A 15,513-nucleotide genomic window follows, 5' to 3' on the forward strand; every position below is an offset into this window, starting at 1 on the left:
GCCCGGAGGCCGAGAGGCCCGGAAACTCAGAAGTTCGGAAGCTCAGAAGTTCGGAAGCGCAGGAGCTCGCAGGCTTCAGGAGTGGAACGGCAGCCCGGCGTCGGCCACCAGCTCCAGGTCGTCGGTCTCCTCGGGGGGCAGCAGCGTCGGCGTGCCGTCGGTGACCGGGACGACGCCCAGCTCCAGCAGCTCGGCCATGGCGGCACCGCCCGCCATGTCGCGCACCTGGAGCTGATAGCGGGCGGTCGTCCGGTAGGTGCCGCCGCTGTCGTCACCGGTCCGCTGGAGGAAACCGGAGTCGGTCAGGAAGGCGACGGCCTTGCCGACGATGCCGGTCGTCGAGCCGGCGAGCCTGCGCGCGTCCTTGGTGGCGCCGGTGGAACTGCGTCTGGCCCAGATGCGCCAGGCGGTCTCCAGTCCGGGCGCGTCGGTCGCGGGGTCGGTGTTCTCACCCTGCTCCTGCGCCCGTTCCTCCAGCCGGCGGCAGGCCTGGCGCACGAAGGCGTCGACGCCGTTGACGCTGACCCGCCCGATGTACCCGTCGTCGGCCAGGTCCTCGGGCCGTGGGAACGCCATCGCGGCGACGGAGAGGTGCGCGAGCCCGTGCAGGAACCGGTCGCCGCCGTCGGCGGACGTACGACGCGCGTAGTCCCCCATCCGCACGGCGAACACCGAGTCCTCTGCGGCGGTCACCGCCATCCCCGCGCGCGGGGAGACCTCCAGCACGATCAGCCCGAGTCCGGCGGCCACGGCGTCGGCGAGCCGCGCGAAAGCCGGATCCTCGCGGTACCGCCGGAGCAGCTCCGCGTACTCCTGGTCCCGCGCGGGCTGCAGCTTTGGCTGCAGCCCGAAGGCGACCAGCCGCGCCGCGTCGGCGGCGTCGGCGGGGGTGACGGCGGAGGAGACCGGCGCGGCGACGGCCTCCGGCTCACTCCGGTCGACGTGCTCGCTCACGGTTTCGGCTCCTTGATGTGCTCATGCTCGTTCCTTCGGTTCCGGGCCCGGCTCATGCCGCCTCCGTACGGTCCGCCGCCATGCCCGCGGCGTCCAGCAGGGCGGTGCCGACGATGAGATCGGCCCCACCGAACCCGGGATCGTCCAGCTCCGTCCCGTCGTCCACGGCGAACAGCAGCTTCTCCTCACCCTGGCGGTAGGCGGTGCCCACGGCCGGGCTGGCGGCGTGCACGGCCAGCAGGGCCACCAGGTACGCCAGTTCCTCGCCGTCCTTGGCCCGGGCTTCCTCGAGCAGTCCGGACAGACGTCGCGGCGCGTCCGCCGGCAGATCGAGCAGCTCCTTGGCCATCGTCAGCTGCCCCTCGCTGAAGCGGCTGTCGTCCGGCGTCGCGATGAGGTCCGGCTCCGGCATCTCCGCCCCGAGATGCTCCCGCTCCACCGGCGGCGTCAGCAGCAGGTCGACGAGATCACCCATCCGCACCGACACCGGTGTACGCAACCCGGTCCCGCGGGCGAAGAACGCGTCGGTGACCCGGACCGCCTGCTCCAGCGGCAACGGCAGCACGGGGGCGACGAGGTGCCCGTAGAGGTCCATGCCGGCCGAGGTCATGGGAGTGGCGAAGGCCTGCCGGTCCTGCTCGGCGCGGAACAGCGGGCCGGCCTCCAGCAGCCGGGACTGCAACTGGGTGTGCCGGCGGATGCAGTCCTTCACGATGTCGACGAGCTCGGCGGCCCGCCGCTTGTTCTCCGCGTCCTCGATCTCGTCGCGGGCCTTGCGGATGTTGGTGAGGATCGCGTTCTCGTGGCGGTAGCGGTCGGCGACGTGGTCGAGGGCTTCCGCGATCATGTCGGGCACCGCGTTGAGCCAGTCCACCGCGCGCACGTTGCGCCGGGTCGCCTCCAGGGCGCGGCGCAGCGTCTCCGAGTACTGCACGGTGCGGTAGCGGGCCTGCTCGGCGGCCAGCTGGGCGTCGGCGAGACGGCCACGTCGGATGAGCACCTCGAGCTTGACCTCGGCGGCGATCTGCGCGCTGGTGACGTCGGTGTCGAGGGCGCCGACGAGGACGTTGACCGCCTCGTCGGTCGTGCGGAGGTAGACCGCGCCGCCGTAGCCGGGAACCTCCTCGATCAGCTTGAAGTCGTAGTCACGGCGCACATACGTGCCGTCCGGCGCGAACGTGCCGTACGCGGCGCGGAAGCCGCGGTCGACGCTGCCGACGTTGATCAGGTTCTCCAGGACCCAGCGGGCCACGCGCTCGTGCTCCGCGACGGACCGCCGCGGGGCCTGTGCGGCGATGCGCGGCATGAGGCGGGCCACTATCTGGTCGTGGTCGGCGCCGGTGTCGAAGTCCATGTTGAGCGTGACGAGGTCGATGGCGGCGAGGGCGATCTCCGCCATGCCGTAGACCGAGTACTCACCTGCGAGGTTGGCCTTGCGCGCGTCGAGGTCGTGGATCGGCGCGGTGCAGGCGAGCGCGCGCAGCCGACGCGCCAGCCCCTCGTCGGCGGCCGGACCCGAAGCCGGGCGCGGCCCCGCGCTGAGCTGGGGCGGAACACGGTCCGTCGAAGCAGGCGAAGTCACGGTGCACAGACTAGGTCCTCGGTCTGACATCGACCCAAACGAGGCAGAAGCGACCGCCGTCACAGAGGCACGAGAGAAGACGGGGTCGCGGGAGCACTCAGCGGCGCAACAGGGCGCAGGGGTGCGACAGAACCTCAGGCCTCGGTGGAGGGCTGATCGCCCATCCGCCGCCGATAGACCTCCACCACCCGCTCCAGTGAGTCGGCCAGATACACCTCGAGGAGCTTCTCCGCCCCGCTCCTGTCCCCGGCCTGCAGGGCCTGGAGGATCTGGCGGTTGCGCTGGAGGTACGGCTCGTGCAGCCGGCGCGGCTCGTCGACGAGGTGGAAGGCGAGGCGCAGCTCGGCGAAGACGCTGCGCATCAGCTCGTCGGTGCGGGCGCTTCCGGCCAGGGACACCAGTTCGCGGTGGAAGTGGAAGTTGGCGGTGCCCAGCCCTTTCCAGTCGTTCTCCACGGCCGCCACCTGTCCCTCGGTGACGCTGGCCCGGAGGCCGTCCAGCACGTACGGCGGCTCCCCCAGCCCGCGAACGACGGCGCACTCGACGAGGGCCCGGGTGCGGTAGATGTCCTCGACGTCCTCGACGGTCAGGACCCGGACGAACACGCCCCTGTTCAGCTCGTGGACCAGCAGGCGCTCGTGGGTGAGCAGCCGGAACGCCTCGCGAAGGGTGTTGCGGGAGACACCGAGCGCCCCGCCGATGCTGTCCTCCGACAGCCGGGTCCCGGGCGGGAAGTAGCCCTCGGCGATGCGGCTCCTGAGGATGTCCGATACCCGTTCGGCCGTGCTCGTACGGCCCAGTAGGGCGCGGTCGTCGGCCAGTCCCGCCAGCTGCTCTGCCATGCCCGGAATTCAATCGCAGACGCCAGAACGAAACAACAGGGGTATTGAAGGATCGTTCAACGATCCTCTACCTTCATTCCCATGGCACCGCCCGTCCCCACCGCGGCGACCCGCCTCCGCACGGCACGGCTCACTCCCCGCACCCTCCGTCCTCCCTCAGCGAGGTGCCCCATGAGCAGTCCCCTTCCACCGCAGGCCCCGAGCACCGACCCCCGTCCCGCCACGGCCGGCCACGGCCCTGACGACGGCGCACTGGCCTGGCTGCGCGCCCTCAAGCCGCGCGGCCGCCGCGCCTTCGCCGGCGCGTTCGGCGGCTACGCACTCGACTCCTACGACTACTTCACGCTGCCGCTGAGCATGGTCGCGCTGGCCGCGTACTTCGGCCTGGACAGCGGCCAGACCGGCCTGTTCACCACCGTCACCCTGGTCGCCTCCGCGATCGGCGGCGCTGTGGCGGGCGTCCTGGCCGACCGGATCGGCCGGGTCAGAGCGCTGATGATCACGGTGATCACCTACGCGGTCTTCACCGTCGCCTGCGGCTTCGCGCCCACCTACGAGACGCTGCTGGTCTTCCGGTCCCTCCAGGGCCTCGGTTTCGGCGGCGAGTGGGCGGTCGGCGCGATCCTGGTCGCCGAGTACGCGAGCGCGAAGCACCGGGGCCGCACCCTGGGAGCGGTCCAGAGCTCCTGGGCCGTCGGCTGGGGGCTCGCGGCACTCGCCTACACCCTGGTCTTCTCGTTCGTCGGCGAAGACATGGCCTGGCGGGTGATGTTCTGGACGGGCGCCCTGCCCGCGCTGCTCGTCGTGTGGATGCGGCGCCGGGTGCAGGACGCACCGGAAGCCACCGCCGCCCGCGAACAGAGCACCGAGAGGGGCTCCTTCCCGGCGATCTTCAAGGGGCCGCTGCTGCGGACGACGATCTTCGCAGGACTGCTCTCCACCGGCGTCCAGGGCGGCTACTACACCCTGGCGACCTGGGTGCCGACGTACCTGAAATCCGAGCGCGGCCTGTCCGTGGTCGGCACCGGCGGCTACCTGACCTTCCTGATCTCGGGCGCCTTCCTCGGCTACCTCACCGGCGGCTACCTCACCGACCGGCTGGGCCGGCGCCGCAACATCTGGCTGTTCGCCCTGCTGTCGGCGGTGTGCATCCTGGCGTACGCCAACATCCCGAGCGGCGCGGACACCCTGCTCCTCGTGCTCGGCTTCCCGCTCGGCTTCTGCATGTCGGCGATCTTCAGCGGCTTCGGTTCCTATCTGAGCGAGCTGTATCCGACGGCCCTGCGCGGCACGGGACAGGGCTTCACCTACAACACCGGACGCGCCGTGGGCGCCGTCTTCCCCACCACGGTCGGCTTCCTGGCCGACAGCTGGGGCGTGGGCGGCGCGCTGGTCTTCGGCGCGATCGGCTACGCAATCGCCGCCCTGGCGCTGCTGGGGCTGCCGGAGACCCGAGGGAAGGAACTGGAGTGAACCGTCCGATCCTCACGCAGGACCGCCGTCCGCCCATCACCGAGGACCGTCCCGTCACCCTCCTCGACGAGCACGCGCACGCGTGGAGCCCCGCCACCGCCCGGGCCCGCTTCCGGGCGGGCCTGGCGGGCCCCACGGCCGGAGTCGCGGCGGGCCACACCCAGGTCAACCTCATCTCGGTGCCCGCGGACTGGGCGTACGACATGCTCCTGTTCTGCCAGCGCAACCCGAAGCCCTGTCCCGTCCTCGACGTCACGGACGCCGGCTCCTGGACGACCGTCCTGGCCGAGGGCGCCGACCTGCGCACCGACCTGCCGCGCTACCGGGTCTGGGCGGACGGGGAGCTGGTGGACGAACCGACGGACGTGCGCGCGTACTGGCGTGACGACCTGGTGTCGTTCCTGATCGGGTGCAGCTTCACCTTCGAGTGGGCCCTGACCGGAGCGGGCGTCCCGATCCGGCACCTCGAGCAGGGGCGCAACGTCCCGATGTACGTGACGAACCGTCAGTGCAGGCCCGCGGGGCGGCTGCACGGCCCCATGGTGGTGTCCATGCGCCCGGTGCCGCCGCAGCACCTCGCGGCGGCGATCCGGGAGACCAGCCTGCTCCCGGCGGTGCACGGCAGCCCCGTACACTGCGGCGATCCGTCGGGACTGGGCATCGGCGACCTCGGCCGTCCCGACTTCGGCGATCCGGTCGACGCCGCGCCGGACGACATCCCGGTGTTCTGGGCCTGCGGTGTGACCCCGCAGGCCGCCGTGATGGCCTCCCGCCCGCCGTTCGCCCTCACCCACGCCCCGGGACAGATGTTCCTCACCGACGCCCGCGACGAGCAGTACCGCGTGGCCTGAGAAGGAGATACGAAGGAACCATGACCGCGACGACCGCGATCGATCTGAACGCCGACCTCGGCGAGGGCTTCGGCCGCTGGCAGCTGACCGACGACGAGGGACTGCTCTCCGTCGTGAGCAGCGCCAACGTGGCCTGCGGCTTCCACGCCGGGGACGCGGCCACCATGCGGCGGGTGTGCGACCTGGCGGCCGAGCGGGGCGTGACGATCGGCGCGCAGGTCTCCTACCGGGACCTTGCGGGGTTCGGGCGGCGCGCCATGGACGTGCCGTCCGCCGAACTCGCCGCCGAGGTGGCGTACCAGATCGGCGCCCTGGAGGTGTTCGCCCGGGCGGCGGGCGCGCGCGTGGCGTACGTGAAACCGCACGGCGCGCTCTACAACCGGGTCGTGCACGACGAGGCACAGGCCGGCGCGGTGGTCGACGGAGTACTCCTCGCCGGCGCCGCGCTGCCCGTGCTCGGGCTGCCCGGCTCGCGCCTGCTGGAGCTGGCCCGGCGGGCGGGGCTCCCGGCCGTCCCGGAGGCCTTCGCGGACCGCGCGTACACCGAGGAGGGCACGCTCGTGCCGCGTGGACAGACCGGGGCCGTGGTCACCGACCCGGACGCCGTCGTGGAGCGGTCGCTGGGCCTGGCCCGCCTCGGGCAGGTCACCTCGCGCGCGGGATCGTCCATCGAGGTACGCGCGCGTTCGCTGTGCCTGCACGGCGACACGCCCGGCGCGGTGGAACTGGCCCGCCGGGTCAGGCGTGGACTGGAGGAGTCGGGCGTACGGGTGGAGGCCTTCGCATGAGCATGCGTGTCCTGCCCGTCGGCGACGACGCCCTGCTCGTCGAGGTGGCGTCGGGCACGGAGGCCGAGGCCCTGCACGCGGAGCTGCTGCGCCGCCGCACGGCGGGCCTGCTCAGGGCCCGCGAGATCGTCCCGGCGGCCCGCACCGTGCTCCTGGACGGTCTGACCGACCCCGACCGGGTGGCGTCCCAACTGGCCGCCTCCGACGTACCGCCCGCTCCCCCGCGCGAGCAGGCTGCCGTGGAGATCCCGATCCGTTACGACGGCCCCGACCTGGCCGAGGTCGCCGCCCTCTGGGGCGTCCCGGAACAGGAGGTCGCCCGTATCCACGCGGCCACCGAGTTCCGGGTGGCCTTCTGCGGCTTCGCGCCCGGCTTCGGCTATCTCACCGGCCTGCCCCCGCGCTACGACGTCCCGCGCCGGGCGACCCCGCGCACCGCCGTGCCGGCCGGTTCGGTGGCGCTGGCGGGGCCGTACACGGGCGTGTACCCGCGTGCGTCGCCGGGCGGCTGGCAGCTGATCGGCAGCACCGAGGCGGTGTTGTGGGACCACACGCGCGTGCCGGCCGCGCTGCTGTCACCGGGCACGCGCGTGCGCTTCGTCCCGGTGGGGCCGGTGGGCACGCCATGAGCGACCGCGCACTCTTCGTCGTCCGCGCCGGGGCGCTCACCACGGTGCAGGACCGGGGCCGCCCGGGACACGCACACCTCGGCGTGCCGCGCTCCGGTGCGCTGGACGCGCCCGCGGCGGCCCTCGTCAACCGGCTGGTGGGCAACTCGCTCGATGCGGCCGTCCTGGAGACGACGCTCAACGGCTGCGCCCTCAAGCCGCGTTCCGACGCGACCCTGGCGGTCGGCGGCGCTCCCTGCCGGGTCACCGTGGACGGCCGGCCGGTCGCCTGGGGCGCACCCGTGCGGGTACGCGCCGGGGCCGTGCTGGACGTCGGACCGGCCGTCACCGGGGTACGCGCCTACGTGGCCGTGGCGGGTGGCGTCATCGTCGAGCCGGTCCTCGGCAGCCGGTCCACGGATCTGCTCTCGGGCCTCGGCCCCCCTCCGCTCACGGACGGCACCGTCCTGCCCCTGGGGCCCGAGCTCGTCCCGCACGCGCGCGTGGACGTCGCCCCGCAGCCGGCGCCCCCGACCGAACTCGTCCTCCGGGTGACGCCCGGCCCACGCGACGACTGGTTCACCCCGGACGCGTTCCGCGCCTTCACCTCGCGGACGTTCCAGGTGTCCTCGGCCAGCAACCGCATCGGGCTGCGCACCGAGGGGCCCGCCCTGGAGCGCGCCCGGAGCGGTGAGCTGGCGAGCGAGGGCATGGTCCTGGGCGCCGTACAGGTTCCGCCCGCGGGCAGGCCGGTGGTCTTCCTGGCCGACCATCCGACCACCGGGGGCTACCCGGTGATCGGGGTCGTCCGCGCGACCGACCTCTCGGCGGCGGCCCAGGCGGTACCCGGAACACCGGTCCGCTTCGTTGCCGTACGCCGGAGGTGAGCCGCCCGCGCCGGTGAGACCCTGTTGATGTCGGTGCATACCGGCACAACCGGTGACACCGGCCGGGCTTCAGGCGGCGTCCGGCTGCCGCTCCGCCACGGACAGCGCGGCAAGGGCGGCGGACACCGCCGCGGAGGCCCGCAGGTCGAGGCGGGCGCTCGTCCCCCGTGCGCGGTGACGCATCTCGGCGGCGGCCAGGGTGAGCAGTTGCGGGAGGAGGTCGGTGCACCGCCGGGCCACCCAGCCGGTGCCCGCGGTCGCCGGCCACCACAGGTTCGCCGAGGTCGTGGGCTCCGGGAAGTCGGGCTCGGGCGAGGGCGCGGATCCGGTCGCGAGGCCTGCCCCGGCCAGCAGCGCGTGGAAGCGCACGGCCAGTTGCCGGTGTCCCCGTTCGCCGGGGTGGAGTCGGTCAGCGCTCCACATGGCCCGGTCCGTCAGCCAGTCTCCCTCCGCGGCGTGCAGGTGGACGGCACCGTAACGCTCGGACAGCGCGTGGACGACGGCGTTGACCGCGCGCTGCCGCCGGGCCAGTGGCCGGGCGAGAGCCCCGGGCAGCCCGAGTGTGCCGCCCGGGTCGGGCAGACACGCGGTGAGCAGGACCGCGCCCTGCGCGGCGAAGGCCCCGTAGACCGTGTCGAGGCGGGCGGCCACCGCGTGGATGTCGAAGGTGCAGCGCAGGGTGTCATTGACGCCGACGACGGCGGAGAAGACGTCGGGCCGCAGCTCCAGCCCGATCGGGAGCTGCCGTTCCAGCACGTCCCGCGTCTGCGCGCCGTTGATCGCGAGGTTGATGAACTCCACGGGCTCCACGGCCCCTGCACTCTCCACGGTCCCTCGCTCTCCATGGCCTCCTCGGCCTTCCCGACGAGCCCGTGGGCGAGCAACGCGGCCCAGCCGCGCCACGCCCTCGGTGAGCGAGTCCCCGAGGGCGACGAAACGGACGCGCCTCATCCGAGGCCGCCCGGCACGACGTGGCCGCATCAAAGTGGATCTTTCCGCGCGACCAACGTCCCGTGAGCGTTGTGCTCCGCACCCGCATCCATCCGATATGTACCGCGCGGGTCGGACGCTGTCCATGCCGGTCCGCCCGGCGGGCCACCGTGTGTTCACCTGTCGGACCGGCCGCCGCCAGGCTCCCCTCGGGCGGCGGCCGGTCCCGGTGTTCACATGGCGGACGCGGCGTCCGGTCCGATCCGGCTCCGCACGGCCGTCTGGACCTCCGCCTCCTCGGCCGGGTCGGCGGCGAGCCGGCGCAGCCGCTCCACGACCCGGGCGTCACCGGTCTCGGCGTGCCGGGCGGCGATCTCGCGGGTCCCCTCCTCGCAGTCCCACAGGCACTCGACGGCGAAGCCGGTGGCGTAGGAGGGGTCGGTGGCGGCGAGTGCGCGGGCGCAGCGCCCGCGCAGATGGGACGAGGCCGTCTCCCGGTAGATATGGCGCAGCACGGGTGCCGCACAGACGATGCCGAGTCGTCCGGCGCCGTCGACGAGGGTCCACAGGGTCGGCGCGTCACAGCCCTCGCCGCGCACGGCCTCGCGCAGGGCGCCGAGAACCAGGTCGCTGTCCTGGGTGCCGCCCCGGCACGCGAGCATGCGGCCGGCGGCGGCGCCCAGGGGGTCGGGCCGGTGGGCCCAGCCGCGGGCCCGGTCCACGGCGGCGACGCTGCGCATGCGCTCGAAGGCGTCGACGGCGGCCTCGACCACCGGCGTCGAGCCGGCCGCCATGGCCTGTTCGATCAAAAGGAGGGCGTCTGGATCATTGAAGTCGGCGAGGTAGCGCAGCGCCGTGCACCGGGCTCCCTCGGTGCCGTCCTTGGCCGCCTGCACGATCTCGGGGCGGTCCTCGGGCCCGGCCACGGCCGAGAGACAGCGGGCGGCGGGGACATGGAGCGCGGCTCCGCGTTCGACGCCCTGTTGGGCCCACTCGAACACGGCTTGGACGCTCCAGCCGGGGCGGGGTCCGCTCGGGCTCAGCTGCCGTTGCCAGCGGTCGAAGCAGCCGGCCTCCTGAGCGGCACGCACGCGTGTGGAGACGTACTCGCGGGGATCCTCGGCCCACAGCCGCCAGGGCCGTGGCTCGAAGGCGTCCCGTACGGCGGCGGCGAGTTCGGCCACGCCCTCGGTATCGGTGCCGAACCGGGCGAGTACGGGCGCGGCCAGCGCTCGCAGACCGGCGTCGTCGTCCCGCAGGGCGAGTTCGTCCAGGGCCCAGGCCCAGTTGGCTCCCGAGGCCGCGTACCGGCGCAGCAGGAGCAGGGCGTCCCGTCTCCCGTAGGAGGCGAGGTGACCGAGGACTGCCAGGGCGAGGCCCGTGCGGGACTCCTCGGTGTCGAAGGAGTCCTCGACGTCGAAGAGGTGGGCCTCGATCTCGTCCAACTCGCCGTGCAGGTCGAGGAAGAGTCGGGCGTAGTAGAGGGAGCGGTTCTCCACCTGCCAGTCGTGGCGGGGATCCCGCAGCACACAGTGGTTCAGCGCCGCGAGCGCCTCGGCGCGCGGTGCGGTGAGCGCGTGCAGCGTGCCGTCGCCGCGGCCCCTCTGGAGCAGGCCGAGCAGCGTACCGCTGGGCGCTATGACCGGATCGAACATGGGAAACAGCCTCACATCAAGCGTCGACGCAACCGGGGACGTGCATTACCTGGCCGCGTGACAACACGTCGGGGCGCCCGCCGTTTCCTGCTTGCTGTTACCCATTTTCCTCTGCCTCTCGTCGGTGGCCCATGCGGACCGCGTCACGGCCCGCGCGGTGCGGCAACACCTGCCCAGCCATCGCGTCCGTGAATCACGACGTCATGATGACCCGGCTGTTCTACCTGCCGCGACCGAAATTTCCGGCGGCCTTGTACCGCCTCCCCCGTGGTCGTTGATTTACCTGGTCAGGAACTTCCTTTGACCTGCTCAGGACCTTCGGCTCAGTGCACGCCGAACAGGTCCAGCAACTCCGCCCTGTCGAACATGCGAGCGGTGTCGACGGCCGAGGGCGTCCCCTGGGACGGGTCGGCGCCGGCCTCCAGCAGGACCTTGACGACGTCCGCCTCGCCCTTGAAGGCGGCCCCGGCGAGCGGGGTCTGGCCTCGGTCGTTGATCCGGTCGGCCTCGGCGCCGCGGGCCAGCAGGGCCCGGACCGCCTCGGCGTGGCCGTGGTACGCGGCGAGCATCACGAGGGAGTCGCCGCGGTCGTTCGTGAGGTTGGCCGGCACGCCCGCGTCGACGTACTCCACGAGCTCCCCGGTCTGCCCCTGCCGGGCCAGATCGAAGATCTTGGTCGCCAGCTCCACGACCTCGGGGTCGGGGGCTTCGCTCATCGGCCGGTCCGCCTCTCACTACAACCGTTCAGGTGAATCGCCAGCGTACTGGCTCGTCGGACACATGGCCGGTCCCGCCGACGGCAAAGATCACAGGCAGACCCGTTCGACGCAACTCTCCTGCTCAGGCAGCCCACCAGGCCTTCCGCCAGCTGGGGGAAATCAGGCGTATTTCACCCAGTTGCACCTTTTATAGTATGGATACATCCTGTGATCCTGGAAGTACTCATGGTGACTGTCCCCCGCGAACCAGGAGAACCCAAATGATCCTGTCCATGTCAGGCGTAGTCCTGCTCGGCATCATCGTCTTCCTCTTCTTCCGCAAGGCCGGGCTCAAGGCGTCGCACGCCGTGGTCTCGGCCCTGTTCGGGTTCTACATGGCCAGCACGGCCATCGCCCCGAGCATCAAGGCAGGCGGCGAGAGCCTGGCCAGCCTCCTCGGCGGCATCAAGTTCTGACGCCGCTCGTCCCGTCCGTACGCACCTCCAGGAGACAGCAGTGGTCCGGCGCCCCCTTCCCAGCATCCTGAGCACAGGCAGCGCACAGTTCGCCCGGAGCCGGGAGCTGGCCCGGACGGCGGCCGACAGCGCCACCGATGTCCTCCATCCGCTGATCACGATCACCCGCGGACTGCGCCGGCTGGCCTCGGCCGGGCGGCGCAAGTGGGCCGAGACCCCCAGGGACAGGCGCGGACCGCTGCTGTTCCTGGCGGCCTCGTCGATCCTGGTCATGGTGTTGGTGCCGTACGGCCCGCTGCTCGCTGTCATCACCCTGATGGCGACGGCGGCCTGGCAGGGCAGGGACCGCAACCCACCGGCTCCCGACGGCCCCGACGAGTCGCAGATCCAGCGACTCCAAGTGCTGTACGAGGCCCTGGTCCCGTACTTCTCGACGGCCGACGACCCCTCTCCCCTGTACGCCCACGGCGGCGACTGGGAAGACGTCTTCCCGACGCAGGAGTTCGACGACTCGGGCCGCGTGGCCCGCCTCGTGATCCGCTACCCGGCGTACTTCCCGGACGGAGAGGCCGCCCCGCGCGCACGGATCGAGCAGCTGCTCGCCGCGAAGTCCGGCCGTGGCCGCGAGTACCTCTTCGTCTGGGACGAGGAGGGCAACGAACTCACGCTCAGTGTCCTCACCCCCCTTCCCACCGACATCGCCGCCCAGCGCTTCGTCACCGCCCCCGGCGAGACGATCCTGGGCTTCACCGACCCCTCCCGGGTCCAGCGCACCCTCCCCCTGGCCCACGGGGAGGATCAGCGCGACGTCCCGCCGGTCGTCTGGCGCACCGGCATCCGCTCCACCGAACCGCACCTGCTGGCGGTCGGCCAGCCCGGCAGCGGCACCTCCACCCTCCTGCGCTGCATCGCCCTCCAGGCGCTGGAGCACGGCGACGTCCTCGTGATCGAGGGCGGCGGCACGGGCGAGTACGCCTGCCTCGCCGGCCGGGAAGGCGTCCTGGGCGTCGAGATCGGGCTGGCCGGGGCGCTGGCCGCCCTGGAATGGGCGGCACACGAGACGGAGCGCCGGCTCATCGCCGCCAACCAGGCCCGGCAGGCGGGCGACCCGCCACCGGACGACACCAAGCACCCGCTGTGGATCCTTCTGGACCGCCCCACCGCCTTCACCCACCTGGCCGACGCCGACGGCCACAAGGATCCGCAGGCGCTCCTCCAGATCCCCCTCCGGCACGGCCGTGCGGCCGGGGTCACGGTGGTCGTGGCCGAGCAGTTCGACGCCCTGGACTCCCTGAGCGACGCCGTACGGCAGCACACCCGCGCGCGGGTCGCGCTCGGACCGGCGTCCAGACAGCAACTGGAGACGGTCCTCGGCGCACCCCCGCACACCACACCCGTCGACCTTGTGCCGTCGGGGCGCGGATACGCCCGCCTCGGATCGGGGCCGGTCCACCGACTCCAGGTGCCGGCCACCCCGGACCCGTACGACGACGCGACGAGCGACGCGCATCGGCAGGCGGTGCTCGATCTCCTGCCGCCGCGTTCCACACCGGCGGACACGGACATGCCGCCGCTGCCGGCCGAGCCCGTGCTCGCGGCCCCATCCGTATTGGAACCCGTGATCGCGGACGCCGTGCTCACGAAACCCGTGATCACCGACGCCGCGCTCCCGAAACCCGTAGTCGTCGACGCCGAACTCACGAAACCCGCAGCGGTGGAGGCCGCGCCGACGAAGCCCGTCGTCGTGGACGCCGCGCTTGCCAAGCCCGTGGCCGCGAAGGTTCTGGACCCGAAACCCTCGGCCGCGGAAGCCACAGGGGCGAAGGCCATGAACGCGGAGGTCGTGGGCGCGGAACAGGTGACGTAGACGCGGGCAGGGTGGCGGCGGCGCGGTCGAGGCCGTCACCGGCTCGACCGGCACCCTTGCGGGCGGCGGCCCGCCCCGCCCGGGCCCCGCGGGCGGGTGAGAGCCCCGGCGCGGAGGCCGATCCCGCATGGGCCCGGCGCCCCCGCCAAGCCCTCCGCGCATCCCTCACAGCCGCACCGGAGCTCCCCGAGCCCAGGGCCCAACGCCCGAGTCCGCCGAGCTCAGGGCCCAACGCCCGAGTTCGCCGAACCCCGCACCCAACAACCGAGTCCGCCGAACCCCGGGCCCACCAGCCGCGCCGGTCGGGGCACCCGCTCCCCTCCGTCCGCCTCGCTAGGCGACGAACGTGCGTGGTGCCTCGCCGCCCGCCGTTCCCCCGCTCTCCACGATCCGCGCCGCGGCGGCCAGGCGTGCCGCCGCCTCCTCCGCCACCGCGCCTCCCACGGTGAACGGCAGCCGCACATAACCCTCGAAGGCGCCGTCGACGCCGAACCGCGGCCCGGACGGCACCCGCAGTCCCACCCGCTCCCCCGCCTCGGCGAGGCGCGATCCGGAGAGTCCACCGGCCCGCACCCACAGCGTCAGCCCGCCCCGGGGCACGGCGAACTCCCACTCCGGGAGCTCCCTGCGCACCGCCGCGACCAGGTCGTCGCGGTTCTCCCGGGCCTGGCGGCGCCGCAGTTCGACGGCCTGCTCCCAACCGCCGGTGCTGAACAGCCAGTTCACCGCCAACTGCTCCAGTACCGGGGTGCCCAGGTCGGCGTAGGCGCGTGCCGCGACGAGGCTGCGGATGACGTCCGGGGCCGCCCGCACCCAGCCGATGCGCATCCCTGCCCAGAAGGCCTTGCTCGCCGACCCGACCGTGATCACCGTCGACCCGGCGGGGTCGAAGCCGCACACGGGCCGCGGCATCTCGACGTCGTCCTCCAGCCACAGTTCGCTCATGGTCTCGTCGGCGACCAGCACCGTCCCGGCGGATCGGGCCGCCTCCACGAGCCGGCGCCGCTGGTCCTCGTCGGCGAGCGCGCCGGTCGGGTTGTGGAAGTCGGCGACGACGTACGCGATACGCGGCGCGGCCTCGCGCAGGACCTGGCGCCAGCGGTCCATGTCCCAGCCGGCGAGCCCCTCTGCCATGGCGACGGGCACCAGACGAGCGCCCGCCTCCCGCATCAGCTGAAGGATGTTGGCGTAGGAGGGCGACTCGACGGCAATGCGCTCACCGCGCCCGCCGAACAGGTGGCAGATGGCGTCGATGGCCCCCATCGCGCCGGTGGTGACCATGATCTGCTCGGGCATCGTCGGTATCCCGCGCGCGGTGTACCGCTCGGCGATCATCGACCGCAGCGCGGGCAGGCCCGCCGGATAGTCGCCGTGCGTGTGGGCGTACGGGGGCAGCTCCTCCAGCGCGCCCCGCACGGCACGGGTGAGCCAGGGCTCCGGGGCGGGCAGCGCCGCGCAGCCGAGGTCGATGATCGAGCCGAGAGCCTCGGGCGGCAGGGGCTCCAGACCACGCGCCGGAACCGGGTTGCCCGCCGGGACGGCCGTCCAGCTGCCCGCTCCGCGCCGGGACTCCAGGAATCCCTCCGCGCGCAGCGCCTCGTAGGCGGCGGCGACGGTCGTCCGGCTCACGGACAGGGACAGGGCCAGTTCCCGTTCGGCGGGCAGGCGTGCGGCGACGGGGACCCGGCCCTCCAGCACCAGCAGCCGGACGCCGTCGGCGAGCGCGCGGTAGGCCGGTGGACGGCGCGACCCGGGGCCCGCCGGACGGTCCTGCTGGGACTTGAGCAGCCGCGCGAGCTGCGCGGCTCCCACCGCCGAGGTCCACTGCGCCATGGATACCAGTCCACCTTCCCCGAATTGGCCATGGATGACGTTCGCTTCCAAGCCACAGAGTGTCACGGG

At 72.9% G+C, this 15,513-nt stretch carries 14 protein-coding genes; 7 read left to right on the forward strand and 7 right to left on the reverse strand.

From position 1 onward, the window contains the following. Positions 1 to 75 precede the first annotated feature (75 nt). The 3 genes from ACIPFH_RS29795 to ACIPFH_RS29805 all read right to left on the reverse strand — a co-directional run bounded on the left by ACIPFH_RS29795 (position 76) and on the right by ACIPFH_RS29805 (position 3,378). Complete coding sequence (locus ACIPFH_RS29795) at positions 76 to 954, reverse strand: hypothetical protein (RefSeq protein ID WP_356253882.1); 879 nt, start codon at positions 952 to 954, stop codon at positions 76 to 78. 52 nt (positions 955 to 1,006) lie between these two features. After that, positions 1,007 to 2,536 carry a hypothetical protein gene (locus ACIPFH_RS29800; protein WP_401831197.1) on the reverse strand — a complete coding sequence of 510 codons (1,530 nt, stop codon included), beginning with the start codon at positions 2,534 to 2,536 and terminating at the stop codon, positions 1,007 to 1,009. 134 nt (positions 2,537 to 2,670) lie between these two features. Beyond that, a complete protein-coding gene (locus ACIPFH_RS29805) occupies positions 2,671 to 3,378 on the reverse strand; it encodes a GntR family transcriptional regulator (RefSeq protein WP_401831200.1) in 708 nt (235 codons plus the stop codon). A gap of 171 nt (positions 3,379 to 3,549) precedes the next feature. Here ACIPFH_RS29805 and ACIPFH_RS29810 point away from each other — a divergent pair, with 171 nt between their 5' ends. The 5 genes from ACIPFH_RS29810 to ACIPFH_RS29830 are packed head-to-tail and all read left to right on the forward strand — an operon-like array spanning position 3,550 to position 7,985. Further along, the gene (locus ACIPFH_RS29810; RefSeq protein WP_401831203.1) at positions 3,550 to 4,851 is read left to right on the forward strand and encodes an MFS transporter; all 1,302 of its coding nucleotides are present in this window, start codon (positions 3,550 to 3,552) and stop codon (positions 4,849 to 4,851) included. After that, complete coding sequence (locus ACIPFH_RS29815; RefSeq protein WP_401831205.1) at positions 4,848 to 5,702, forward strand: putative hydro-lyase; 855 nt, start codon at positions 4,848 to 4,850, stop codon at positions 5,700 to 5,702. Before ACIPFH_RS29810 ends, ACIPFH_RS29815 begins: the two co-directional genes overlap by 4 nt. A gap of 20 nt (positions 5,703 to 5,722) precedes the next feature. Next, a complete protein-coding gene (locus ACIPFH_RS29820; RefSeq protein ID WP_356253867.1) occupies positions 5,723 to 6,490 on the forward strand; it encodes a 5-oxoprolinase subunit PxpA in 768 nt (255 codons plus the stop codon). A gap of 2 nt (positions 6,491 to 6,492) precedes the next feature. After that, positions 6,493 to 7,119 carry an allophanate hydrolase subunit 1 gene (locus ACIPFH_RS29825; RefSeq protein WP_401831896.1) on the forward strand — a complete coding sequence of 209 codons (627 nt, stop codon included), beginning with the start codon at positions 6,493 to 6,495 and terminating at the stop codon, positions 7,117 to 7,119. Further along, positions 7,116 to 7,985 carry a biotin-dependent carboxyltransferase family protein gene (locus ACIPFH_RS29830; RefSeq protein WP_401831208.1) on the forward strand — a complete coding sequence of 290 codons (870 nt, stop codon included), beginning with the start codon at positions 7,116 to 7,118 and terminating at the stop codon, positions 7,983 to 7,985. Before ACIPFH_RS29825 ends, ACIPFH_RS29830 begins: the two co-directional genes overlap by 4 nt. Positions 7,986 to 8,054: 69 nt before the next feature. Here ACIPFH_RS29830 and ACIPFH_RS29835 read toward each other — a convergent pair whose 3' ends face one another. The 3 genes from ACIPFH_RS29835 to ACIPFH_RS29845 form a co-directional block, all read right to left on the reverse strand. Further along, complete coding sequence (locus ACIPFH_RS29835; protein ID WP_401831897.1) at positions 8,055 to 8,879, reverse strand: SGNH/GDSL hydrolase family protein; 825 nt, start codon at positions 8,877 to 8,879, stop codon at positions 8,055 to 8,057. Between the two features lie 269 nt (positions 8,880 to 9,148). Further along, complete coding sequence (locus ACIPFH_RS29840; protein WP_401831211.1) at positions 9,149 to 10,570, reverse strand: HEAT repeat domain-containing protein; 1,422 nt, start codon at positions 10,568 to 10,570, stop codon at positions 9,149 to 9,151. Between the two features lie 323 nt (positions 10,571 to 10,893). Then, the gene (locus ACIPFH_RS29845) at positions 10,894 to 11,286 is read right to left on the reverse strand and encodes an ankyrin repeat domain-containing protein (RefSeq protein WP_356263990.1); all 393 of its coding nucleotides are present in this window, start codon (positions 11,284 to 11,286) and stop codon (positions 10,894 to 10,896) included. A 263-nt stretch (positions 11,287 to 11,549) separates the two neighbouring features. On the opposite strand from ACIPFH_RS29845, the gene ACIPFH_RS29850 reads away from it, so the two are divergent. Together ACIPFH_RS29850 and ACIPFH_RS29855 are read left to right on the forward strand one after the other, a co-directional pair. After that, entirely contained in the window at positions 11,550 to 11,744 is a 195-nt protein-coding gene (locus tag ACIPFH_RS29850; protein ID WP_356263987.1) for a hypothetical protein, read from the forward strand. Positions 11,745 to 11,784: 40 nt separating this feature from the next. Beyond that, complete coding sequence (locus ACIPFH_RS29855; RefSeq protein ID WP_401831214.1) at positions 11,785 to 13,611, forward strand: hypothetical protein; 1,827 nt, start codon at positions 11,785 to 11,787, stop codon at positions 13,609 to 13,611. 333 nt (positions 13,612 to 13,944) lie between these two features. On the opposite strand, the gene ACIPFH_RS29860 is transcribed toward ACIPFH_RS29855, so the two are convergent. Continuing rightward, positions 13,945 to 15,444, reverse strand: a complete 1,500-nt coding sequence (locus ACIPFH_RS29860) for a PLP-dependent aminotransferase family protein (protein WP_356265092.1) — start codon at positions 15,442 to 15,444, stop codon at positions 13,945 to 13,947. Positions 15,445 to 15,513: the final 69 nt, after the last annotated feature.

Source organism: Streptomyces sp. NPDC088157 (assembly GCF_044741545.1).
Taxonomy (GTDB): Bacteria; Actinomycetota; Actinomycetes; order Streptomycetales; family Streptomycetaceae; genus Streptomyces.